At 70.1% G+C, this 22,441-nt stretch carries 21 protein-coding genes; 9 read left to right on the top strand and 12 right to left on the bottom strand.

Annotated elements, in window-relative coordinates; genetic code table 11:
• The first annotated feature begins 180 nt into the window (after positions 1 to 180).
• A complete protein-coding gene (locus JI739_RS23715) occupies positions 181 to 3,510 on the top strand; it encodes a PAS domain S-box protein (RefSeq protein WP_201686503.1) in 3,330 nt (1,109 codons plus the stop codon).
• An 84-nt stretch (positions 3,511 to 3,594) separates the two neighbouring features.
• A complete protein-coding gene (locus JI739_RS23710) occupies positions 3,595 to 3,870 on the top strand; it encodes a hypothetical protein (RefSeq protein ID WP_201686502.1) in 276 nt (91 codons plus the stop codon).
• Between the two features lie 16 nt (positions 3,871 to 3,886).
• On the opposite strand, the gene JI739_RS23705 is transcribed toward JI739_RS23710, so the two are convergent.
• Positions 3,887 to 4,312, bottom strand: coding sequence for a DoxX family protein (locus JI739_RS23705; RefSeq protein WP_201686501.1), 426 nt, complete (start codon positions 4,310 to 4,312; stop codon positions 3,887 to 3,889).
• A complete protein-coding gene (locus JI739_RS23700; RefSeq protein ID WP_201686500.1) occupies positions 4,309 to 5,280 on the bottom strand; it encodes a LysR family transcriptional regulator in 972 nt (323 codons plus the stop codon). Before JI739_RS23700 ends, JI739_RS23705 begins: the two co-directional genes overlap by 4 nt.
• Positions 5,281 to 5,423: 143 nt before the next feature.
• Between JI739_RS23700 and JI739_RS23695 the strand changes: the two genes are divergently transcribed.
• Together JI739_RS23695 and JI739_RS23690 are read left to right on the top strand one after the other, a co-directional pair.
• A complete protein-coding gene (locus tag JI739_RS23695; RefSeq protein ID WP_201686499.1) occupies positions 5,424 to 5,873 on the top strand; it encodes a DoxX family protein in 450 nt (149 codons plus the stop codon).
• A gap of 23 nt (positions 5,874 to 5,896) precedes the next feature.
• Positions 5,897 to 6,715, top strand: a complete 819-nt coding sequence (locus JI739_RS23690) for a DODA-type extradiol aromatic ring-opening family dioxygenase (RefSeq protein ID WP_201686498.1) — start codon at positions 5,897 to 5,899, stop codon at positions 6,713 to 6,715.
• Between the two features lie 9 nt (positions 6,716 to 6,724).
• Here JI739_RS23690 and pabB read toward each other — a convergent pair whose 3' ends face one another.
• From pabB to JI739_RS23655, 7 genes are all read right to left on the bottom strand, one after another.
• Positions 6,725 to 8,458 (bottom strand): aminodeoxychorismate synthase component I, encoded by a 1,734-nt coding sequence (gene pabB, locus JI739_RS23685; RefSeq protein ID WP_201686497.1) that lies wholly within the window; start codon positions 8,456 to 8,458, stop codon positions 6,725 to 6,727.
• 72 nt (positions 8,459 to 8,530) lie between these two features.
• Positions 8,531 to 9,298, bottom strand: coding sequence for an ABC transporter permease (locus JI739_RS23680; RefSeq protein ID WP_201686496.1), 768 nt, complete (start codon positions 9,296 to 9,298; stop codon positions 8,531 to 8,533).
• Positions 9,298 to 10,059 (bottom strand): ABC transporter permease, encoded by a 762-nt coding sequence (locus tag JI739_RS23675; protein WP_201686495.1) that lies wholly within the window; start codon positions 10,057 to 10,059, stop codon positions 9,298 to 9,300. The genes JI739_RS23680 and JI739_RS23675 overlap by 1 nt, the downstream gene beginning before the upstream one ends.
• On the bottom strand, positions 10,059 to 10,829 hold the full coding sequence (locus JI739_RS23670) for an ABC transporter ATP-binding protein (protein ID WP_354003796.1): 771 nt from the start codon (positions 10,827 to 10,829) through the stop codon (positions 10,059 to 10,061). The genes JI739_RS23675 and JI739_RS23670 overlap by 1 nt, the downstream gene beginning before the upstream one ends.
• A gap of 23 nt (positions 10,830 to 10,852) precedes the next feature.
• Entirely contained in the window at positions 10,853 to 11,650 is a 798-nt protein-coding gene (locus JI739_RS23665; RefSeq protein WP_201686494.1) for an FAD binding domain-containing protein, read from the bottom strand.
• Positions 11,651 to 11,662: 12 nt separating this feature from the next.
• On the bottom strand, positions 11,663 to 12,130 hold the full coding sequence (locus tag JI739_RS23660) for a (2Fe-2S)-binding protein (protein ID WP_201686493.1): 468 nt from the start codon (positions 12,128 to 12,130) through the stop codon (positions 11,663 to 11,665).
• Between the two features lie 11 nt (positions 12,131 to 12,141).
• Positions 12,142 to 14,511, bottom strand: a complete 2,370-nt coding sequence (locus JI739_RS23655) for a xanthine dehydrogenase family protein molybdopterin-binding subunit (protein ID WP_354003795.1) — start codon at positions 14,509 to 14,511, stop codon at positions 12,142 to 12,144.
• 302 nt (positions 14,512 to 14,813) lie between these two features.
• Between JI739_RS23655 and JI739_RS23650 the strand changes: the two genes are divergently transcribed.
• Genes JI739_RS23650 through JI739_RS23635 form a run of 4 tightly spaced genes read left to right on the top strand, consistent with a single transcriptional unit; the run spans position 14,814 to position 18,196 of the window.
• Complete coding sequence (locus JI739_RS23650; protein ID WP_201686492.1) at positions 14,814 to 15,938, top strand: FAD-dependent oxidoreductase; 1,125 nt, start codon at positions 14,814 to 14,816, stop codon at positions 15,936 to 15,938.
• Positions 15,939 to 15,943: 5 nt separating this feature from the next.
• A complete protein-coding gene (locus JI739_RS23645; RefSeq protein WP_201686491.1) occupies positions 15,944 to 16,480 on the top strand; it encodes an SRPBCC family protein in 537 nt (178 codons plus the stop codon).
• Positions 16,477 to 17,244 (top strand): SDR family NAD(P)-dependent oxidoreductase, encoded by a 768-nt coding sequence (locus tag JI739_RS23640; protein WP_201686490.1) that lies wholly within the window; start codon positions 16,477 to 16,479, stop codon positions 17,242 to 17,244. The genes JI739_RS23645 and JI739_RS23640 overlap by 4 nt, the downstream gene beginning before the upstream one ends.
• A gap of 31 nt (positions 17,245 to 17,275) precedes the next feature.
• Entirely contained in the window at positions 17,276 to 18,196 is a 921-nt protein-coding gene (locus tag JI739_RS23635) for an ABC transporter substrate-binding protein (protein ID WP_201686489.1), read from the top strand.
• Between the two features lie 4 nt (positions 18,197 to 18,200).
• Here JI739_RS23635 and JI739_RS23630 read toward each other — a convergent pair whose 3' ends face one another.
• Positions 18,201 to 19,169 (bottom strand): LysR family transcriptional regulator, encoded by a 969-nt coding sequence (locus JI739_RS23630; protein ID WP_201686488.1) that lies wholly within the window; start codon positions 19,167 to 19,169, stop codon positions 18,201 to 18,203.
• Positions 19,170 to 19,296: 127 nt separating this feature from the next.
• Here JI739_RS23630 and JI739_RS23625 point away from each other — a divergent pair, with 127 nt between their 5' ends.
• Entirely contained in the window at positions 19,297 to 20,283 is a 987-nt protein-coding gene (locus JI739_RS23625) for a helix-turn-helix domain-containing protein (RefSeq protein ID WP_201686487.1), read from the top strand.
• A gap of 31 nt (positions 20,284 to 20,314) precedes the next feature.
• On the opposite strand, the gene JI739_RS23620 is transcribed toward JI739_RS23625, so the two are convergent.
• Complete coding sequence (locus JI739_RS23620) at positions 20,315 to 21,484, bottom strand: acyl-CoA dehydrogenase family protein (protein ID WP_201686486.1); 1,170 nt, start codon at positions 21,482 to 21,484, stop codon at positions 20,315 to 20,317.
• A gap of 64 nt (positions 21,485 to 21,548) precedes the next feature.
• Complete coding sequence (locus JI739_RS23615) at positions 21,549 to 22,412, bottom strand: fumarylacetoacetate hydrolase family protein (RefSeq protein WP_201686485.1); 864 nt, start codon at positions 22,410 to 22,412, stop codon at positions 21,549 to 21,551.
• Positions 22,413 to 22,441 lie beyond the last annotated feature (29 nt).

The following is a 22,441-nucleotide window of genomic DNA, read 5'->3' as shown; positions in this document are numbered from 1 at the left end:
GCGGCCATGATGCCGCGCCCGGGCAGGCTGCGGGGGCCGGCGTCCCGCCCCTCGGCGCCGTGGCGGCGGCTCGGCGGCTCGCGCGGCCGACCCGGTGGAGGAGCGGGCTGCGCAAGAGTGCATGTCCTACAGGGTGCTCATCAGGTTTCGAGACGAAAATCAACACTTTTTGCGCAGCCCATGAGCACCATCGTCCCACCCGCGCCCGCACAGGCGGATGGACTTGCCAGCGATGCGGCGCCGCAGCGGCACCCGGGACTGGCTTCGCTGATGCACACGACCGCCTGGCCGCCCGACCTGGGCCCGATGGCGCAGTGGCCCAGCGAACTCGCCACCCTGGTGGACCTGCTGCTGAACACACCCACGCCGGCCTTCATCGCCTGGGGCCCGCAGCTGCGCCTGATCTACAACGACGCCTACCTGGACATCCTGGGCGACCGGCACCCGGCGGCGCTCGGGGCCCCGATGCCCCAGGTCTGGCGGGAAGCCTGGCCCGCGGTGCAGGGATGGATCGCGAAAGCGCTGGCCGGCGAGCCGCAGTCGTTCCGCGACCTGGAGGTCACGGTGCGACGCGGCGATGCGCCGGCGCAGGCGTTCTTCACCTTCAGCTACGCCCCCATCCGCCGCGCGGGCGAAGTGGCCGGCATCTACTGCGCGATCACGGAAACCACCGACGCGGTGCTGGGCTCGCGGCGCATCGAGCACGAACGCGCGGAGTTCCGCGAGTTGTTCGACCAGGCGCCGAGCTTCGTGCTGGTGCTGCGCGGCAGCGAGCACCGGGTCGAACTCGCCAACCGGGCCGTGCGGCGCCTGTGCGGCAACCGCCCGTTGCTGGAGCTGCCGGCCCGCGAGGCCCTGCCCGAGCTGGAAGGCCAGGGCTACTTCGAGCTGCTCGACCAGGTCTACGTCGGCGGCCAATCGCATCGCGGCCAAGGGGTGCTGGCGCTGCTGCGCAACCCGCATGGCGGGCTGGACCCGCGCTACCTCGACTTCATCTTCCAGCCGCTGCGCGACCGGCACGGGCGCGTGACCGGCATCCTGGCCCAGGGCGTCGACGTCACCGAGCGCATCACGGCCACCGAAGGCTTGCGCCGCAACGAAGAGCGCTTTCGCACCCTGGCCGACGCCGTGCCCCAGATCATCTGGATCACCGATGCGCAGGGCCGCGTCGAGTTCTTCAACCGGCAATGGGCCGCCTACACGGGACAGCCCCGCTGGTCCGGCACCGCCGTGCAGGTGACCGACAACTTCGTCCACCCCGAAGACGCGGCGATCACCATGGCCCGCTTCGACGAGGCCCGCCGCACCGGCGGCACCTTCTCGGTGGAGCACCGCATCCGCCGCGCCGACGGTGAGTTCCGGTGGTTCCTGGTGCGCGCCGAGCCCTTCCCCGACCCCGCCTCGGACGGCCAGGTCAAGTGGTTCGGCTGCTCGGTCGACATCCACGACCGACGGCTGGCCGAGCAACGCCTGCAGGCCAGCGATGAACGGCTGCGGCTGGCCCTGCAGGCCGGCGGCATGGCCACCTGGCAGCGCAACTTCAGCACCGGCGAAGCCTGGTGGTCCCCCGAGATGTTCGCGCTGCATGGCCTGTCCGCCACCGATCCGCCGCCAAGCTACCTCGACCTCATCTTCGAAGCGGACCGCGGGCGCGTGCGCCAGTTCATCGAACAGACCCTGGAGCGGCTGGGCGAGCACACCCTGGAGTACCGCGTGTCCTGGCCCGACGGTTCGGTGCACTGGCTGGAAGGCAGCGGCAGCACGCGCCTTTCGGGGCCTTCGCACCACCGCGTGATGATGGGCGTGTGCCGCAACATCGACGATCGCAAGCTCAACGAAGCGGAACTGCGCTTCATGGCCACCGCCAGCGCCGAGCTCGCCGCGGTCACCGACCATCGGCAGACGCTGGCGCGTATTGCCGCCCTGGCGGTGCCGCACTTCGCCGACTGGTGCGCCATCGACATGCTCGATCCGCAAGGCCAGCGGCTGGAGCGGCTGGCGGTGGCACACGTCGACCCGGCGAAGGTCGAGCTGGCGCAGCGGCTGCACGAGCGATTCCCGCCCGACCGCGAAGCCGGCACCGGCCCCTGGCGTGTCATCCACTCGGGCCAGCCGGAAATGGTGCCGGTCATCACCGAACAGATGCTGCGCGAAGGCATCAGCGAGCCCGAGTACCTCGAAGGCATCCTGGCGCTGGGGCTGCACTCGTACATCGGCGTGCCCATCCTTTCACGCGGGCGGGTGCTCGGCGTCATCACGCTGGTCACCTCCCACTCGAGCCGGGTGTTCAACGAGCGCGACCTCGCCAACATGGTCGACCTGGCCGGCCGCGCCGCCGTCGCCGTGGAGAACGCCGAGCTCGTGCGCGCCCTGCGCGCCGCCGATGCCGCCAAGGATGCCTTCCTGGCCACCCTGGCCCACGAGTTGCGCAACCCACTGGCGCCGATCGCCAACGCGCTCACCATCCTGCGCATGCCCGGCAGCGGCGATGCCCTGCGCCAGCGCATGCTGGACATTTCGCACCGCCAGGTGGAGCACCTGATCCGGCTGGTGGACGACCTGCTGGAGGTCTCGCGCATCACCCGCGGCAAGGTCGAGTTGCGGCCCGAGCGGCTGGACCTGCGAACAGTCGTCAGCGCCAGTGTGGAAGCGATGGCCGGCGCCATCGCGCGCCAGCGGCTGCAGCTGCGGCTGGACCTGGCTGCCGATCCCCTGCCGGTGCAGGCCGACCCGGCGCGCATCAAGCAGGTGGTGGACAACCTGCTGAACAACGCGGTGAAGTACACGCCCGAAGGCGGGCGCATCGAGGTGCGGGCGTGGCGGGAACGGGGCGAGGTCGCCCTCGCGGTGGCGGACACCGGCGTGGGCATTCCCCACGACATGCTCGACCGCATCTTCGATCTCTTCACGCAGGTGGACCGCACCATCGGGCGCTCGCAGGGCGGGCTGGGCATCGGCCTGGCCCTGGTGCGCGAGCTGGTGCAGTTGCAAGGCGGCAGCGTGAGCGCCGAGAGCCCGGGCCTGGACCGCGGCGCCTCCTTCACCGTGCGGCTACCCGCCGCCGCGACGGGCGACGCCCCCGCGCCGGTGGCGTCGCCCCGGCAGCCGACCCGCGCGGCCGCCGCGCGACACGTCCTCATCGTGGACGACAACACCGATGCGGCCGACACCCTTTCGCTGGTGCTCTCGGCTTGCGGCTACATCACCGCCGTGGCCTACGACGGGCCGGCCGGGCTGGACGCCTTCGACCGGCTGCGACCGCACGCGGTGCTGCTGGACATCGGCATGCCGGGCATGAGCGGGCATGCCGTGGCGCGGGCCCTGCGCCAGCGGCCCGGCGGGTCCGACGTGCTGCTGGTGGCGGTCACCGGCTGGGGCCAGCCGGCCGACCGCGCCCTGACCACGGAAGCCGGCTTCGATGCCCACCTGACCAAGCCGGTGGACGTGCAGGCCGTGGTCGAGCTGCTGTCGCGGGTAGGCGTGCCCCTGGGCGGCGACACCCCCGGCTGAGCCTGCCGCTTGCAATTTGTTCATGTGGGGCCCGGCCCGGGACGCAGCGGTCAAGAATGCGCGTGAACCCCCAAGGAGCACCGCATGACCTGGCAACCGATCGCCCGCCTCAAGCGTTTCGACGAGAGTCGCGACAACCTGCCCGCCGAGCATTGGGTCACCCTGGCCACCGGCCTCGGCCTGTGGCTGGCCACGCGCAAGCACCCCTCCGTCGTGGTGCGCCTCCTGGCCGGCATCGCGGGCGGCGTGCTGGTGGCGCGTGCCGCCTCGGGCACGCAGGTGCCCCGGCAGCTGCGGCGGGTGATGCCCTACGCGGACGACTGGGGCAACCGGGACACGCTGCCCAAGCGGGCGGTCTAGGGCCGGATGCGGGGCTTCAGGCCCCGCGGCGCCCGTCCATGCTCCAGCGCCCGGGCCCGAAGGCCACGAAGGCCAGCAGGCCGCCGACGATGGCCATGTTCTTGTCGAACATCAACTTCTGCATCATCTGCTGCGCCTCGGGCATGGCCCAGTAGGCGTGGAAGAAGAAACTGGCCACGAGGGTGAAGAGCGCCAGCGCCAGCGCGGCCCAGCGCGTCTTGAAACCGACCAGCAGCATCAGCCCGCCCACCAGTTCGACCACCAGCCCCACGGCCACCCCGACCTGCGGCAGGGGCAGCCCCGCTGAAGTGGCGTAGGCGACGCTGCCGGCGAAGCCGCCGATCTTGGCCCAGCCGGCCGGGATGAACATCCAGGCGATCAACAGCCGCCCTACCAGGGCCAGCGCGTCGTGGGCGGCATTCGGTCGGTCGATCAGGGTCATGGGAGCTCCTTGTGGTGGGTGGGTGTGCGCAGGGAGCGCCGTCGCGGCGCGGATTCATTCTGCGTGCTTCCGCTCGCCCAGTCCGCCTGGGCCAGTTTCACCGAGAGGAACTCCACCAGGGCCCGCACCTTGGGCATCACGAACTTGCGCGTCGGGTAGACCGCGTAGATGCCCAGCTCCATCGGCCGGTAGGACGGCAGCACCTCCACCAGCTGCCCGGATGCCAGCGCGGGCGCCACCAGGAAGGTGGGCTGCAGCTGGATGCCGGCGCCCCGCACGCAGGCGGCCACGCAGGTATCGCCGTTGTTGGACCACAGGCGCGGCCGGACCTTGATCGTGACGGGCCCCCCGGGTCCGCTGAATTGCCACTGGTCACCCATGGCGAACAGGCTGTAGCCGATCACGTCGTGGTCGGCCAGCTCGCTCGGGTGCCCAGGGGTGCCCCGCGCGCGCAGGTACCGCGGCGACGCGCACAGCACCAGCCGGGTCGACGCGAGCTGGCGCGAGACCAGCGAGGAATCGGGCAGCCGGGCGATGCGCACGGCCAGATCGAATCCTTCGTCGACCAGGTCCATGATGCGGTCGGCCAGCTGCACGTCGAGCGACACCCGGGGATGGGCCTGCATGAACTCGCTCCACAGCGGCGCCAGGTGCTGGATGCCGAAGCTCACCGGCACGCTCACCTTGAGCAGGCCGCTGGCGGTGTGGCTGCGGGTGGAGATCTCGGCCTCCGACTCGTCGATGCTGGCCAGGATGTCGCGGCACCGGGCCAGGAACACCTCGCCTTCGGCCGTGAGCGACAGCTTGCGGGTGGTGCGATGCAGCAGCCTGGACCCCAGGCGCTGCTCCAGCTCGGACACGTGGCGCGAAACCGCCGCCTTGGACATGCCGACCGCGTCGGCCGCGGCCACGAAGCTGCCGGCATCGACCACCGCCGCGAAGGCCCGCATCTCCTGGTACTTGTCCATTGGCTCATTTTGGTGAACGAACCATCTCGATTCAAGCGGTTTATCCAATTTCCCAGCGCCAATAGACTGGGTTCCGTGCTGGCCGTGCGCCCCAGCCGGGGTGCCACGACCGACCCGCGACTTCACGATCGAAAGGACCACTTGTGAGCCACGCCACCTTCACCCGACGACTTCTCGCCACCGACGCCGGTTGGGGCGCCCTCGCCCTGCGCCTGCCCGTGGGCATCATCTTCGCGGCCCACGGCGCGCAAAAGCTCTTCGGCTGGTTCGGCGGCTATGGCCTGGAAGGCACCGGCCAGTGGATGGACTCCATCGGCCTGTCGCCCGGCTACCTCATGGCGCTGCTGGCCGGTGCTGCCGAGTTCTTCGGCGGACTGGCGCTCATCGCCGGCCTGCTGGTGCGCCCGGCGTCCGCCGCGCTGGCTTTCGCCATGGTGGTCGCGATCTTCAGCACCCACATCGACAAGGGCCTGTTCGTCGCCAACAACGGCTATGAATTCGCGCTGGCCCTGCTCGCGGTCACGGTCGCCCTGCTCTTTTCGGGCGCGGGTCGCGCTTCGGTGGACCGCGCCCTCAGCCGCGCGCAGGACTGAGCCCACACCCCCAGGACAACCGCATGACCGCGCTTCCCACCGTCTTCGTCTCGCACGGCGCCCCCACGTTTGCCATCGAGCCCGGCCTGGCGGGTGCGCAACTGCGCGCCCTGGGGCGGGCGCTGGGCAAGCCCCGCGCCATCCTGGTCGTCTCGCCCCACTGGATGACGCGGGGCGTGGAGATCACGGCCACGGAGCAGCCCGGGACGGTGCACGACTTCGGCGGCTTTCCGCGCGCGCTCTATGCCATCCGGTACCCGGCGCCCGGCTCACCCGGACTGGCGGCGCGGGCGCAGCAGGCGCTGGCAGCGCAGGGCATCCAGGCGTCGCTGGACACCGGCCGCGGCCTGGACCACGGCGCCTGGGTGCCGCTGCTGCACATGGTCCCCGAGGCCGACGTGCCGGTGGTGCAGGTCTCACTGCCCGTCGATACCGACGCGGCCAAGGCCCTCGCCCTCGGGCGCGCCCTGGCGCCGCTGGCGCATGAAGGCGTGCTGATCGTCGGCTCCGGCAGCCTCACGCACAACCTCCACGAGTTCCGGATGGGGGGCGACGCCGCCGAGGCGAGCTACGCCCGCGAGTTCACCGAGTGGATCCGCGAGGCGGTCGTGCAAGGCGACACCGGCCGGCTCGCACGGGCGCTGGAGCAGGCCCCGCACGCCTCGCGCGCGCATCCGACCAGCGAGCACTTCCTGCCGCTGCTGGTGGCGGCCGGCGCCGCCTGCGCGAGCACACCGACGACCGTGCTCGACGGCGGCATCCGCCACGGCGTGCTGGCCATGGAGTCGTACGTGTTCGGCCAGAGCCTGCCGCTGCAGGTCGAGGCCGCCACGCACGCATGACGGGCGGGCCTACCGCTCCAGCCGCACCGGCAGGCGCCCGCGCAGGGCATTGACGAACCAGATGCGCCGCGCGCGGGCGAGGTCACCGACCCGCACCACGGCCTCCTGCACGCCGCCGGCGGCCAGCTCCATGGCGCGGCCGACGCCGTCGAGCAGTCCACACGACAGGGGCGGCGTCACGATGCGGCCGTCGTCGAACTCCACGACGACGTTGCCGCGGGTGAACTCGGTCACCTCGCCGGCCGCGTTCCACAGCAGCGCGTCGAAGCAGCCATCCGCATCCGCGTCGAATGCCTCGTAGTGCGCGCGGCGCGTGGTCTTGTGGCGCAGGAAGGCCATGGGCGCATCGATCGGCCGCGAGGCCAGCCGCACCCGCAACGTGCCCTCGGGCGTGGCCGGCGGCGGCGACACGTCCACCTGCGCGCGGCCCGCGGGATCGACCATGACCCGCACCCGGCTGCGGCCCTCGCCGGCCCGTCCGCGCAGGGCGGCGGCCAACCGGGCCTGCACGCCCGCACGGTCGAAGAGGAAGCCGAAGTGTTCGGCCGCGGCGGCCAGGCGGTCGAGGTGCAAGGCCAGGCCATGCCACTGGCCGCTGTCGTGGCGCAGCGTCTGCAGCAACTGAAACGGCTGCGCGGCCTGCTCCAGGAACGCGGCCTTCTGCGACCACTCGCGCCACTCGGCATCCGCCTCGGCGTCCCAGGTGATGCCGCTGCCGATGCCGCAGCGCGCGCGCCCCTCGCGCACGACCACCGTGCGGATCGGCACATTGAACCGCGCATCGCCCCCGGGGCGCACCACGCCCACCGCACCGCAGTACACGCCGCGCGGCTGGGGTTCGAGTTCGCGGATCCAGTGCATCGCCCGCAGCTTGGGCGCCCCAGTCACCGAGCCGCAGGGAAAGAGCGCGCCGAAGACATCGGCCAGGCGCGTGCCGGGCCGGGTTCGCGCCTGCACCTGCGAGGTCATCTGCCACACCGTGGGCCAGCCTTCGCAATGGAACAGTCGCGGCACCTGGACCGAGCCGGGTTCGGCCAACCGCGAGAGGTCGTTGCGGATCAGGTCCACGATCATCACGTTCTCGGCCCGCTCCTTGGCACTCGCGCGCAGGGCCTCGGCCTGCGCGCGGTCGCTCTCCGGCGAGTCGCCGCGCGCGGTCGTGCCCTTCATGGGCGCGCAGCGCAGCACCTCGCCGTGCCAGTCGAAGAACAGCTCCGGCGAGACGCTCAGCACCTGCTCGTGGGCGTTCGACAGGAAGGCCGCATTGGCTCTTGGCTGCGCGCGCCGCAATGCGCAAAACAGCGCGAACGGGTCACCCGCGAATGCCGCGTCCCAGGCGGCGGTGTAGTTGACCTGGTAGACCTCGCCATCGGCGATGGCCTGGTGGATGCGCTCAATACCGGCATCGAAACCGGCGCGGTCCAGCATGGGCTTCCACTTCAACGCTTCAGCCGCCTCCAGGTCGGTGGCCGGAAAAGCCACCGGCTCGCGGTGCACCGAGAACCAGGCGAGCGGTCCGTCGGCGGCGTGCACCGCGGCACGCGGCTCGAAGGCGGTGGCGGCCTCGTGGCGCAGGTAGCCCACGCACCAGTAGCCGCGCCGCGCCCAGTCGTCCACCGATTGCAGGACGGCGTGCACCTCGGACGGGAGCCAGGCGGCGAGTTCGATCTCGGGCGTGGCGAAGGCGACCTGGATGGGGTCCAGGTCGCCGGCGGAGAAGTCGATGACGGCGTGGGGGGTCATGGGGAGCACACGCCACTCGGGCGCACAGGCGCCGGACTGTGCCACAGCCCTCCGGGCGCTCCCGCACGCCCATCAGGGCCGCTCGCGCCAGCGCAGCATGCGCCGTTCGATGCCGGTGAGCAGCGCCGAAGCGACGAAGCCGAGCAGCCCCAGGACGACGACGCCCGCGTACAGCTCGGGCGTGCGGAACGCGCGCTGGGCCATCAGGAGGTTCTGCCCGATGCCGGGCAACGAGGCCTGCATCTCGGTCACCACGGCCAGGATCAGCGCCACCGCAAGGCCGACCCGCGCGCCAGCCAGGATGTCCGGTAGGGCGCTGGGCAGCGCTACTTTCCAGAAGCGGGCCACCATGGGCATCCGCAGCGCACGGCTGACCTCGTGCAGGCGCTCGTCGACGGCGCTGAAGCCATGCACGCTCGCCAGCAGGACGGGCCAAATCGAGCCGAATGCGATGACTGCCGTGGACATGCGGTCCGACAGTCCAAACGCCAGGATGGCGACCGGAATGACCGCCGCCGCCGGCAGCGGCCGCAGGAACTCCAGCAAAGGGTTGAACAGCTGGTGAACAGTCCGCGAGCTCGCGATCAGCGCGCCTGCCACCACGCCCAGCAGCGAGGCCACGAGCCAGCCCAGCACCATGCGCTGCGTGGAGGCGAGCAGCGGAGCCCAGAGGCGTCCGTCCGACGCCTGCGCCCACAGCTCCGACAAGGTTCGCCCCGGGGAGGGAAAAAACAAGGGCGAGATGAATTCGGTCGCCGCGAGCAGTTGCCAGAGCAGCAGCACGCTGGCCGCGAAGCCGAGTGCCGCCGCGCGCTCGATCCAGGCGTGGCTCTTCTTCATCATCGTGCTCCTCCGGCCGACTCGCTCACCCCGGGCCAGCGCAGGACGCGTTGCGCCACCGCACCCACGGCCCACCCCATCAAGCCGATCCACACCAGCTGTGCGTACATCTGATCGAAACGCAGTGCCTGCTGCGACGACATCATGGCGTGACCCAATCCCCGCGGATTGAGCACGATCTCCACCGTCACGGCGACCACGAGCGCAATGGCCAGCGCGAGCCGCAGACCCACCGCGATCCGGGCCAGCGCGGCCGGCAACACGATGCGCACGGTGCGCCGGACCACCGACATCCGCAGCACCCGCGCCACTTCGAGCAAGCGCGGTTCGATGCCGCGCACCGCGGCGATGGTGACCAGCAGGATCGGCCAAAAGCAGGCGAACGCGATCACCGCGGCTTCCATCCAGACGCCGAAGCCGAACAACATCAGGGCCAGCGGGATCAGTGCGACCGATGGCACGGGACGCATGGCATCGATCGACGGCGCCATCACCCGCTCCAGCCGCGGCATGAGTCCCAGGGCGATGCCGATGCCAATGCCGGCGATCGCAGCAATCGAGAAACCTGCCAGCGCGGCCTCGAAAGTCTCGCGTGTCGCCAGCCACAGGCTGCCATCGGCCAAGCCCACCGCCAGCGCCTTCACCACCTCGACCGGCCGGGAAACCGTCTCGAAACGATAACCAGGCACATGCCACATCAACTCCCAAACGGCCAGCAGGGCCACCGGAAGAACCCATCCCAGCCAGGCGCGGCGCCGCATCAGTGGCCCTCCAGCAGCCCGTGCAGGCGATGCCGCAACGAGAGGAACTCAGGATGCTCACGCGTGGAGAGCTGGTCTCGCGGGCGCGGAATGTCGACCGAGACCTCCTCCACGATGCGCCCCGGATTGCTGCCCAGCACGATCACGCGGTCACCCAGATAGATCGCCTCCTCCAGGTCGTGCGTGATGAAGACCACTGTGGTCCCCTGCGACTGCGCCAGCCCAGCCACTTCGTCCTGGAGGTGCTGCCGCGTGATGGCGTCGAGGGCGCCGAAGGGCTCGTCCATCAGCAGCAGGCGCGGGCTTTGCGCCAGGCAGCGCGCGATCTGCACGCGCTGCTGCATGCCGCCGGAGAGCTGGTTGGGATACCGGTCGATCGACGCGCCCAGGCCCATCGTGGCCGCCAGTTCGGCTGTGCGCGCGGCATGCTCCCCGGTCGGTACTCCGCAGCACTCCAGGGCGAGCGCGATGTTGCCGGCCACCGTACGCCAGGGCAGCAGGGCACGGCCATAGTCCTGGAAGACGATGGCACGCTCGCGCGCCGTATCGGTGATCGGCTGGCCCTCGAAGCGCACCTCGCCCTCGGTCGGCAGGGTCAGGCCGGCCAGGATCCGCAGGAGGGTGGTCTTGCCGCAGCCGGATGCGCCGACGATGCAAAGGAACTCGCCCGGCACCACCGTGAAGCCCAGCCGGTCGATCACGGTGCGTTCGCCGAAACGCATCACCAGGTTACGCACCTGCAGCGCCACGTTCAGTTTGGGAGATCGCATGCCCAGTCCTTCGAGTTGTGCGTTCATGCCAGGGCGGCGGCAACGGCGCGCCGCGCGATGACACCCACGAGTTGGGCCCGGTACTCGGCGCTGGCGTGCAGGTCGCTGTTGAACTCGCCCGGATCGACGGACAGATCGGCCAGCGCTCCGACCGTGAAGTTCCGGGCGAGCTCGGATTCGAAAGCCTCCAGGCGGAACACCGAGGCAGCCGCACCGGTGACTGCCACGCGCGGCCCGGCGGCCGTGTCGGCCACGAACACACCCACCAGCGCGAAGCGCGATGCCGGGTGGCGGAACTTCACGTAGGCCGCGCGTCGGGGGACGGGGAACTCCACCGCCGTGATCATTTCCCCGGGTGCCAGCGCCGTCTCGAACAAACCGCGGAAGAACGCGTCCCCGGCGATGCGCCGGCGCGAGGTGATGACGGTGGCGCCCAACCCCAGCACAGCCGCCGGATAGTCGGCGGCCGGGTCGGCATTGGCGATCGAGCCGCCCAGCGTGCCCCGATGGCGCACCATCGGATCGCCGATGCCACCGGCGAGCCGGGCCAGCGCCGGGATGGCCTCGGCAAGGTGGCGCGATGCCGCGACATCCGCATGCCTGGTCATCGCGCCGATGCGGATGTGATCGCCATCCATGAACACGCCCCGCAGTTCCGGGATGCCGCCGATGTCCACCAGCCGGTCGGGCCGAGCCAGCCGCAGCTTCAGAGATGCCAACAAGGTCTGGCCGCCGGCGAGGAACTTGCCGTCATCGACCGCGTCCATCGCGTCGATGGCATCGGCCACGCTGGTCGCGCGGTGATATTGAAACGGATACATGGCCACCGCCCTTCAGCCGCGCATGTGACGGGCGCCCAGGGCAACGGCCTGGACGATGTTGTCGTACCCCGTGCACCGGCACAGGTTGCCTTCGAGCCCCTCGCGGATGGCGCCGACGTCGGGCTCCGGGCAGCGGCGCACCAGGTCGATCGCGCTCATCACCATCCCGGGCGTGCAGAAGCCGCACTGCAGGCCGTGGCACTCACGAAAGGCTTCCTGCATCGGGTGCAGCGATCCGTCGCCCGCGGCGATTCTTTCGATCGTGGTCACCGAGCCGCCTGCCGCCTGCAGGGCCAGCAGGTTGCATGACTTCACCGCGACCCCGTCCAGGTGCACGGTGCAGGCGCCGCATTGAGCCGTGTCGCAGCCACGGTGGGTGCCGGTCAGGCCGAGCTGCTCGCGCAGGAGGTCGGACAACAGCGTCCGTTCCTCGATATCGCATTCGACGGGTTTGCCGTTGACGGTGAGTGAAACATTCATGGTGGCCTCGTTCAGCGTTCGTGGGTGCGGGCCATGTCGCTGGCCTCGCGGATGGCGGTCCAGACCTTCAGCGGCGTGGCGGGCATGTCCAGGTGATGGATACCGAGCGGGCGCAGGGCATCGAGCACCGCGTTCATCACGGCCGGTGGTGCGCCGATAGTCCCGGCCTCGCCCACGGCCTTGACGCCCAGCGGATTGGTCGTGCATGGCACCTTGGCAAAGCGCAGGTCGAACGAGGGCAGGTCATCGGCGCGCGGCATGCCGTAGTCCATGAAACTGCCAGTGACGAGCTGGCCCGACTCGCGGTCGTACACCAGGTGCTCGTGCAAGGCCTGGCCGATACCCTGCGCCACGCCGCCCTGGATCTGCCCCTTGCAGATCATGGGGTTGAGCGCGCGCCCGATGTCGTCCACGGCGCTGTAGCGGTCGATGTGCACGTGGCCGGTCTCCGGGTCGATCTCGACTTCGCAGATGTGGCAGCCATTGGGGAAGTTGGGCGGATCGGTGTTCCAGGTGCCCGTGGCCTGCAGTCCGGCGCCCAGCTGCGCCATCGGACCCGCCTTGATGAAGTGCGCCCGCGCCACCTCGGCCAGCGTGACCTGCTTGCCGTTCGCGCCGGTGTAGATGCCGCGGTCGAAGGACATGCCAGCCGGCTCATTGCCGGTCATGCGGGCAGCCACCGGGAGCGCCTGCTCGATGATGCGGTCGGCCGCCATGCGCAGCGCACAGCCCCCGATCATGGAAGAGCGCGCCGCATAGGTGCCGCGCCCGAAGGGCACCTTGTCGGTGTCCCCCTGCACGTAGCGCACGGTCTCGAAGGGCACGCCGAGCCACTCCGACACCAGCTGCGCGAAGACCGTGGCATGCCCCTGGCCATGCGAGTGCGTGCCCGCCACGATGGTGACGGTGCCGCCGGGGTCGAAGCGCAGCGACATCTGGTCGTTGAAGATGCCGCCCTGCTCGATGAACAGCCCGATGCCGCGCCCGCGCAGCAGGCCCCGGCTGCGCGAATCCGCCTTGCGCGCGGCCAGCCCGGCCTCGTCGGACAGGTCGAGGCAGCGATCCAGCAGCGCACCGAAATCGCCGCTGTCGTAGACGAAGCCCGTGTGCGTGGCATAGGGCATCTGCTCGGGACGGATGAAGTTGCGCTCGCGGATGGCCGCCGGCTCCAGGCCCAGCTCGTTCGCCGCCTGGTCGAGCAGCCGCTCCATCACGTAGGCCGCTTCCGGCCGCCCGGCTCCGCGGTAGGGGCCGGTGGGCGAGGTGTGGGTGAAGACGCCGACGTTCACGCCATGGAAGGCAGGCACGTCGTACACGCTGGGAATGAAGCGGATCGCGAAGTTCAACGGCGCGACCGCTGCCGACACCACGTAGGCGCCGAAGGCGTGCGCCGACCGGGCGCGCACGCCGAGGATGCGGCCCGCGCGGTCCAGCGCCATCTCGGCTTCGACCAGCTGGTCGCGGCCATGGTTGTCGGTCGCCAGGCTCTCGCTGCGCGTGGGAATCCACTTGACCGGCCGGCCGCCGCAGCGGCGCGAGGCCCACAGCACCAGACCGTCCTCCGGATAGGCATCGGCCTTCATGCCGAAGCCGCCGCCCACGTCGGGCGAGATCACGCGCATCGTGGTCTCGGGCACCTTGAAGACATGGCTGCACAACATCGATCGCGCGCCGTGCGGGTTCTGCGAACTGGTGTGCAGCGTGTACTGCTCGTCGGCCTCGTTCCACAGGCCGATGGCGCCGCGCGGCTCGATCGAGTTGGCGGACAGGCGGTTGTTCTGCAGCTTCAGCCGCGTGACGTGCGGGGCCGACGCGAAGGCGGCATCCGTGGCCACGGCATCACCGTACATGACCATGCAGCAGCGGTTGCCAGGGGCTTCGTCCCAGACCAGCGGGGCGTCCGCACGCATCGCGTCCTCCAGCGAGGCGACGGCGTCCAGCGGCTCGTAGTCCACCTCCACCAGTTCGGCCGCGTCGCGCGCCTGGGCCGGTGTTTCGGCCACGACGAAGGCCACGCGATCGCCGACGCATCGCGCGCGGTCGGTGGCCAGCAGGGGCCGGTAGGTGCGATGGCCTTTGGGCCCGCCCATGTCTTCCGGCATGAACAAGGGCGGCATGCCGCCCAGCCCTTCGGCCCGTGCGTCCTGCCCGGTCAGCACGGCCAGTACGCCCGGGGCGGCCAGGGCTTGCGCGGTGTCGATGGACCGGATCCTGGCGTGGGCATAGGGCGAGAGCACGAGCGCGGCGTGCGCCATGCGCGGCAGCGTGATGTCGTCGATGTAGCGGCCGCGGCCGGTCAGGAAGCGCTTGTCTTCCACCCGCCGGGCGGACTGGCCGATGCCGGTCTCGGCGGCGGGCGGGGATGAGGTCGTGGCGGTCACGTCCGGTCTCCTGGATTCATGGAAAGCGGAATGCTAGGAGCGGGCCCCGCCACCGGCTTGGTCCTCGCGGAAACGGAACTTGACTGGGGTCGCAACCCGCGACTGGGAGAAACCCGCAGGTCCGGCGATGCCCGGCACGGAGTTGATCGACGCCGCCGACTCTCTTGCCTCCCAGCGCGCTCGCGGCTCCGAGGCATTGACGCTCGCTGTGCCGCGAACGGCTAATACCGCTCCAGCGAACTGCAGCAAGCCTGCATCACGCATCGCCCAGCCCACATCGAAACCCAGGCACGCAAGCACTCATGAAAACTCCCCTGAAGGCGCTGATCGTCGGCGGCGGCATCGGCGGCATGTCGACCGCGATCACGCTGCGGCGACTCGGCCACGAGGTCGACCTGATCGACCTCGACCCCAACTGGCGCGTCTACGGCGCCGGCATCACCATCACCGGCGCCACGCTGCGCGCCTTCAAGAGCCTGGGGGTTCTGGGCGAGGTGATGGCCACGGCCTACACGGGCTCGGGCATCCAGGTCTGCGACACCGCCGGCCACCCGCTCACCGTGCTGCCGACGCCGCAGGTCGCGGATGCCGACGTTCCCGGCACCGGCGGGATCATGCGGCCCGTGCTGCACCGCATCCTGTCCGAGCGCACCAGGGCCGTGGGCACCCACGTACGGTTGGGGCTGACCGTGGACCAGCTGGTGCCGCAGGGACCGGGCGTGTCGGTGCGCCTGGCCGACGGCAGCGAGGGCCACTATGACCTGGTCGTCGGCGCGGATGGCGTGTTTTCGCGGGTGCGGGAACTGCTCTTTCCGGACGCACCCCGGCCCCGGTACACCGGACAGTGCGTGTGGCGGATCGTCGCGCCGCGCCCGCCCGAGATCGACCGCCGCCATTTCTTCCTCGGCGGGCCCGTCAAGGTGGGCCTCACGCCGGTTTCGCGCGAGCAGATGTACATGTTCCTGCTGGAGACCACGCCCAGGCGCCCCGTCCTGCCCGACGCGGTGCTGCCCAGCGAACTGGCCCGCCTGCTGCAAGGCTACGGCGGCATCCTGGCCGAGCTGCGCGGATCGCTCGGCCCCCAGTCGAACATCGTGCTGCGGCCGCTGGAAGGCTTCCTGCTGCCGGCCCCCTGGCACCGCGACGCCTGCGTGCTGATCGGCGATGCGGCGCATCCCACCACGCCGCAGCTCGCCTCCGGCGCCGGCATGGCCGTCGAAGACGCGCTGGTGCTGGGCGACGAGCTCGCCTACGCCGACGACGTGCCGCAAGCGCTCGCGGGCTTCATGCGTCGCCGGTACGAGCGCTGCCGGCTGGTCGTGGAGAACTCCCTGGAGATCGGCCGCCGCGAGCAGGCCCGTGCGCCCATTGCCGCCCAGACCGACATCGTCGAGGAGTCGCTGCGCGCCCTCGCCCAACCCATCTGAAACCCATGAAGATCAGCAATCAGCAAACCCTCCCCGTCCCGCGGGACGACGCTTGGCGGGCCCTGAACGACACCGCCATCCTGCAGGCCTGCATCCCGGGCTGCGAGTCCCTGGTCTGCACCGGGGTTGACAGCTACGAACTCGTGGTGCTCGCCGCCATCGGACCGGTGAAAGCGCGCTTCAAGGGCAAGCTCGCGCTGTCGAACAAGCTGCCGCCCGAGTCCTATGAGCTGCAGTTCGAAGGCCAGGGTGGCGTGGCCGGCCACGGCAAGGGACAGGCGGCGGTGCGGCTGGAGCCGACCGCAGACCAGCAGACCGTGCTGCACTACGCAGCGACCGCGACGGTGGGCGGCAAGATCGCCCAGATCGGCCAGCGCCTGGTGGACATGGCAGCCCAGCGCATGGCGGCCGATTTCTTCAGGAACTTCAACGAGCAGCTGCAGCCGGCGCCGGCCCCGCAGGCAGATCCAGAAGCTTCCCGGCCGGCCTCGCTGTGGGCGCGCCTCACGGGCAAGCCAGCCCCGGACGAGGCCGCGCCATGAGCCGCTTGCAGGGGCGGGTCGCCCTCATCACTGGGGCTGCCGGGGGCCTGGGCCGGGCCACCGCCCTCGCCATGGCGGCCGAGGGCGCGCGGCTGGTATTGACCGACCGGGATGAAGACGGCTTGCGCGAAACCGCCGCGCTGACCACGAGGGCCGGGAGCGAATCGGTGGCCATGGCTGGCGACGTCGCCGCGCCCGAGACCCACCAGGCCCTGGTGGAGATGGCGCAACGCGCTTTCGGCCGGCTGGACATCCTGTGCAACGTGGCTGGGGTGCTGGGCGCTGGCGCGGTCGGGAACACCAGCGCCGCGCAGTTCGAACGCGTGATGCGCATCAACTGCATGGCCCAGTTCCTGGCGGCGCAGGCTGCGGTGCCGCTGCTGCGGCAGTCGCCCTGTGCAGCCATCGTGAACGTCGCCTCGGTGGGCGCCCTGGTGGCCCTGCCGATGATGAGCGCCTACTGCGCCTCCAAGGCCGCCGTGGTCGGCCTGACGCGCGCACTCGCCGCCGAGCTGGCCCCGGCGATCCGCTGCAACGCCGTGTGCCCGGGGGGCATCGACACGCCGATGGCCAGGAACCTGCTCGCCTCGGTGCCGCCGGAGGACCGCCCGGAGCTGTTGGCGCGCCTGACCGGACGCCAGCTGCTCAAGCGCTTCGCCACGCCCGAGGAGATGGCCGCGACGCTGGTCTTCCTGGCGAGCGACGACGCCCGCTTTCTCACCGGATCCGTGATCGCCGCCGATGCGGGGCACTCGGCATCCTGATCCATTCCGCACGACCTCGAAGGAGACAGACATGATCGGACGACAGATTGCACGCCTGCTGGGGATGGCCACCCTCGGCCTGGCCAGCCTGGGTGCATCGGCACAGGCCACCAAGGTCAACGTGGGCTACGTGCCCGCCGGGGACTGGGTGCCGGCGCTGGTCGCCAAGGACAAGGGCATTTTCGACAAGCACGGTCTGGACGTGACGCTCACCAAGGTGGCGATCATCTCCAACATCCCCGCCGCGCTCATGTCGGGCAGCCTGCAAATCGGCGTGAGCACACCCACGGTGCTGATCGACACCGCGGACAGCGGCCTCGACATGGCCGCCATCGCCGGCGGCACCCGCTTCGTGAAGGACCCGGCCATCTTCAGCGTGGTGGTCCGCAACGGCCTCACGGTCAAGTCCGCCAAGGACCTGGAGGGTAAGCGCGTGGGCGTGCCCGGAATGCGCAGCATCGCCGACGTGCTGCTGCGCAAGTGGCTGCTCGACCAAGGCGTGCAGCCCTCCAAGGTGAACCTGGTCGAGGCCTCGTTTCCGCAGATGAAGGACCTGCTCAAGGGTGGCACGGTGGATGCGGTGGCCGTTCTGGAGCCGTTCCGCTCGCGCATCGTGAGCGACCAGACCGGCTACCGGCTCGCGGACTATGTGGCAGAGGTCAACCCCGACCTGCTGGGCGGCATCTGGGTGGCGCGCCAGCAGTGGCTGAACGCGAACCCGAAAGCGGCACAGGCCTTTCGCGCATCACTGACGGAAGCGATCGAGTTCATGCGCAAGAACCCGGACGAAGCCAAGGCCATCGAGGCCAAGCACCTGGGCTTCACGACCCCCGTGGCCCTGCCTTACTCCGTGAGCCTCAACCCTGCTGACTTCGAGGTTTACGGTCGCATCGGGCGCGAAGTGGGCTACCTGCAAAAGCCAGTGGACGGATCGCGCCTGATGGCCAAATGAGGCGCTAGCGCCGTCTGCGCGGTGGCCGACGGGGGGCGGCCACGGGAGACGCCGGCGCCGATGCGATCACCGCGCGGGCGGCGTCGTGCAAGGCCTGTCGCACCCATCGCACAACCGGGTCCATCGTTTGGTACCTGTGCCACTGCACCGCCGTCACGATCTCCTCGATCGGCATCGGACAGGGCAGGAGACGCAAGGGGTATTGCGTCGCAAGCATTCGGGCGAAGTGGGTCTGCAGCGTCGCCACGCGCTGCGTACCGACCACGCAGGACGGCAGGAAGGTGAACCCCGGCACCCGCACCTCCACCCGCCGCTCCAGGCCCAGCCGCTCGACCGCAAGCTGGTCCAGGGTGGGCACGCGCCCACGCCCGAGCAGCGTGACCACGTGTCCAAGGCGCAGATAGGCCTCGAGCGTGAGGCCTGCGGCCAGTTCGGTGTTGCCGTCCCATGCGATGCAGCAGAACGAGTCGCGCAGGACCTCTTCGCTGGGGTGGTCCTTGAGGATCAGCGCGCTGGCCAACGAGACCACCAGGTCCACGTCACCTTGTTCGAGTTCCTGCTCGATATACCCGCCGATGGAGCGCACCTCGAAACGGAGCCCCGGCGCTTCCATCGCAGCGCGCTCGAACACGCGTGTCAGCAGGAGGTGCAGCACGTAATCCGAGCTCACGATGGTCACGTCACGCTGGAAGCGGGCCGGATCCACCTCGGGCCGCAGCTGGGTCAGCGCCTGCGCCCGCAACAGCAAGTCGCGCATGGGCACCAGCAGGCTGTGCGCGAACGGGGTGAGGGTCAGCGTGCGGCCGGAGGGTATGAGCAGTGGGTCACCGAAGTACTCGCGCATGCGAGCGAGCGTGGCACTGAGCGCCGGCTGGCTCAGGTGCACCCGCTCGGCCGCGCGGCTGACGTTGCGCTCCTGGAGCAGGGCATCGAGGCAGGCGAGCTGGTTGAGGTCTAGCTTGTTGATGCGCAAAGCCGCTCTCCATTCGAACTATCCACGCAAATTATGGGTGCTATCGGGAAGAATCATTTCCACTTCTGTCCATCACGCCGCACAGTGCGGGCCGACGACGCGTTCGACGTCGCTGGAGACACACCGCATGCCGCTTACGCACGCCTTCCCCGACCACGGCGGCGCCCGACCGCAGATGCCGCTCCCCTGCATCTCCCGGCCCGAGGCCGTGCAGGCCCGCCTGCGCGACATGCTCGCGGCCGACCTCACGCTCATGAGCGCCGACCGACCGATGTCGGCCGAACTGCTGCCGTACGGCGGGCAGAACCTGCGCCTGGCACAGCTGCGCTTTTCGGCGCACTTCACTTCGTCACAAGGCGGCCCGCCGAGGCCGGACGTCCGGGTGCTGGTGTCGCTGCACCAGCGCGGCGACGTGTTCGTATCCCAGGGAGGGCGGGGCAACAGCATCGGCGAGGGCGACATCTTCGTGCTCGATCCCTGCCGGCCCTTCAGCATCTCGACCGGTGAGATGGAGGCACGGTCGGTCTACCTGCCGCGGGCCACCATGCTCGCCCTGGTCCCCGGACTGGAAGACATCACCGCCCAGCCCATCCCGGGCGGGCACGGCCCCGGCGCCGTGCTGAGGGCGGCCATCGACGCGCTGTTCGACAGCGCGCCGTCGATGAAGCCCGAGACGGCGGACCGCATGGCGGACGCCCTCCCCCACCTGTTGGCGCCCGCCATTCTCGATATCGCCGGTGAGCAGTCCATGCCTTCCCGCATCGCCGCGCTGCACAAGGAGCAGATCCGGCGCCATGTCCATGCCAACCTGGGCGACCATCGACTGGACCCGTCCAGCATTGCCGAAGCCGTCCGGCTGTCACCTCGCCATGTGCACGGCTTGTTCGAGGACGAGCAGGAACCGCTCATGAAATGGGTCTGGACACTGCGGCTGGAGCGTTGCCATCGAGATCTCGCGGAACCTCGCCTGGCCCGCCGCACCATCAGCGAGATCGCCTACGCCTGGGGCTTCAGCGACATCTCGCACTTCAGCCGCTCGTTCAAGGCGCGGTACGGTGCCTCTCCCCGGGAGTTCCGCCGAGGCTCGGTGTCAGCGGAGGCGGCTGGCGGTTGAGACAAGCCGGCGACCCTGGCACGGTCCGCGCTCAAAAACTCCGCGGCAGCCCCAGCACGTGCTCGGCCACGTACGCGTAGATCAGGTTCGTCGAGATCGGCGCCACCTGGTAGAGCCGCGTCTCGCGGAACTTGCGCTCCACGTCGTACTCGTGCGCGAAGCCGAAGCCGCCGTGCGTCTGCAGGCACATGTCGGCGGCCTGCCACGAGGCCTTGGCCGCCAGGTACTTGGCCATGTTGGCCTCGGCCCCGCAAGGCTGGTGCGCGTCGAACAACGCACAGGCCTTGAAGCGCATCAGGTTGGCCGCCTCGGCCTCGATGTAGGCGTCGGCGATCGGGAACGCGACGCCCTGGTTCTGGCCGATGGGGCGGTTGAAGACGACGCGTTCGGCGGCGTACGCGCGGGCCTTGTTCACGAACCAGTAGGCGTCGCCGATGCATTCGGCGGCGATCAGCGTGCGCTCGGCGTTCAGCCCGTCGAGGATGTACCGGAAGCCCTGGCCTTCGACGCCGATGAGGTTCTCCTCGGGAATCTCCAGCCCGTCGAAGAACACCTCGTGGGTCTCGTGATTCACCATGTTCATGATGGGCCGAACCGTCATGCCGTTGCCGATGGCCCGGTGCAGGTCGACGATGAAGACGCTCATGCCATCGCTCTTCTTGCGCACCTGCGACAGCGGCGTGGTGCGGGCCAGCAGGATCATCAGGTCGGAGTGCTGGATGCGCGAGATCCAGACCTTCTGGCCGTCGACCACGTAACGGTCGCCCTGCTTCACCGCGGTGGTCTTGAGCTGGGTGGTGTCGGTGCCGGTGGTGGGTTCGGTCACGGCCATGGACTGCAGTCGCAGCCTGCCGCCGGCGATGTCCGGCAGGTAGATGCGCTTCTGCTCGTCCGAGCCGTGCCGCAGCACCGTGTTCATGTTGTACATCTGCCCGTGCAGCGCGCCCGAGTTGCCACCGGAGAAGTTGATCTCCTCCAAGATCACCGAGGCTTCGGTCAGGCCCAGCCCCGAGCCGCCGTATTCGGACGGAATGAGCGCGGCCATCCAGCCGGCCTCGGTCAGCGCGTCGACGAAAGCTTCGGGGTAGCCGCGCTCGGCATCGACCTTCTGCCAGTAGGCGCTGTCGAAGCGGCCGCACAGGTCGCGCAGCGCCTCGCGCAGTTCCTGGTGGGCGTCGGGGGTGGGGATCTGGGTTGTCATGGTCGGGGCTCCAGCTGCACCCGCTGGGTGGCCCCAGTGCGGCACCAGCCGGGGCTGGCGGGCCTCAGGCCGCTTCGTCCACCACCGGGTTGCGCAGCACCCCCACCTTCTCGACTTCCACCTCGCACACGTCGCCGGCCTTCATCCACACCGGCGGCTTGCGCGCCATGCCCACGCCCGACGGGGTGCCGGTGATGATGATGTCGCCCGGCTGCAGCGCCATCGCCGACGAGCAGGTGGACACCAGCGTGGCCACGTCGAAGATCATGTCGCGCGTGTTGGCGTCCTGCAGCACCTGGCCGTTCAGGCGGCACTGCACGCGCAGGCCCTTGGCGCCTTCGGGCAGCTCGTCGGCGGTGACGAACTCGGGGCCGAAGGAGCCGCTGGCGTCGAAGTTCTTGCCCAGCAGCCACTGGTTGGTGCGCAGCTGCCAGTCGCGGATGGAGCCGTCGTTGAAGATCGAATAACCCGCCACGTGTTCCAGCGCCCGCTCGGGCGCGATGTGGCGACCGCCCTTGCCGATGACCGCGACCAGCTCGGCTTCGTAGTCGAACTGCGTGGACACGCGCGGGCGCACCAGCGGCTGTTCGTGGGCCACCCAGGATGAGCGGTAGCGCTGGAACACCACCGGGTACTTCGGCGGCTCGAAGTTGCTTTCAGCGGCGTGGTCCAGGTAGTTCAGGCCGATGGCGAAGGCCTTGGCCGGGTCCGCCACCGGGGGCAGCCAGCGCAGGCCGGCCAAGGGCACGCGGCGGGTGGCGCGATCGAGGGTGCGGCGCAGCTCGGCAAAGCCGGCCTCGCCCTGGCGCAGCACCTCGTCCAGCGTGGCGGGGGCGCCGGCGGCGGTGAGGTCGAGCAGGTGGTCGGCGTCGACCCGGGCGCCGAGCGCGGGCCGCCCCTGGTCATTGACGAAGGCGATGAGTCTCATGGTTGTCCTTGTGGTGGTTCGGTCGTCGT

Source organism: Ramlibacter aurantiacus (assembly GCF_016722895.1).
GTDB classification, from domain to species: domain Bacteria; phylum Pseudomonadota; class Gammaproteobacteria; order Burkholderiales; family Burkholderiaceae_C; genus Ramlibacter; species Ramlibacter aurantiacus.
The sequence above is the reverse complement of the archived record's forward strand: the minus strand, read 5'-3'. Positions and strand labels throughout refer to the sequence as shown.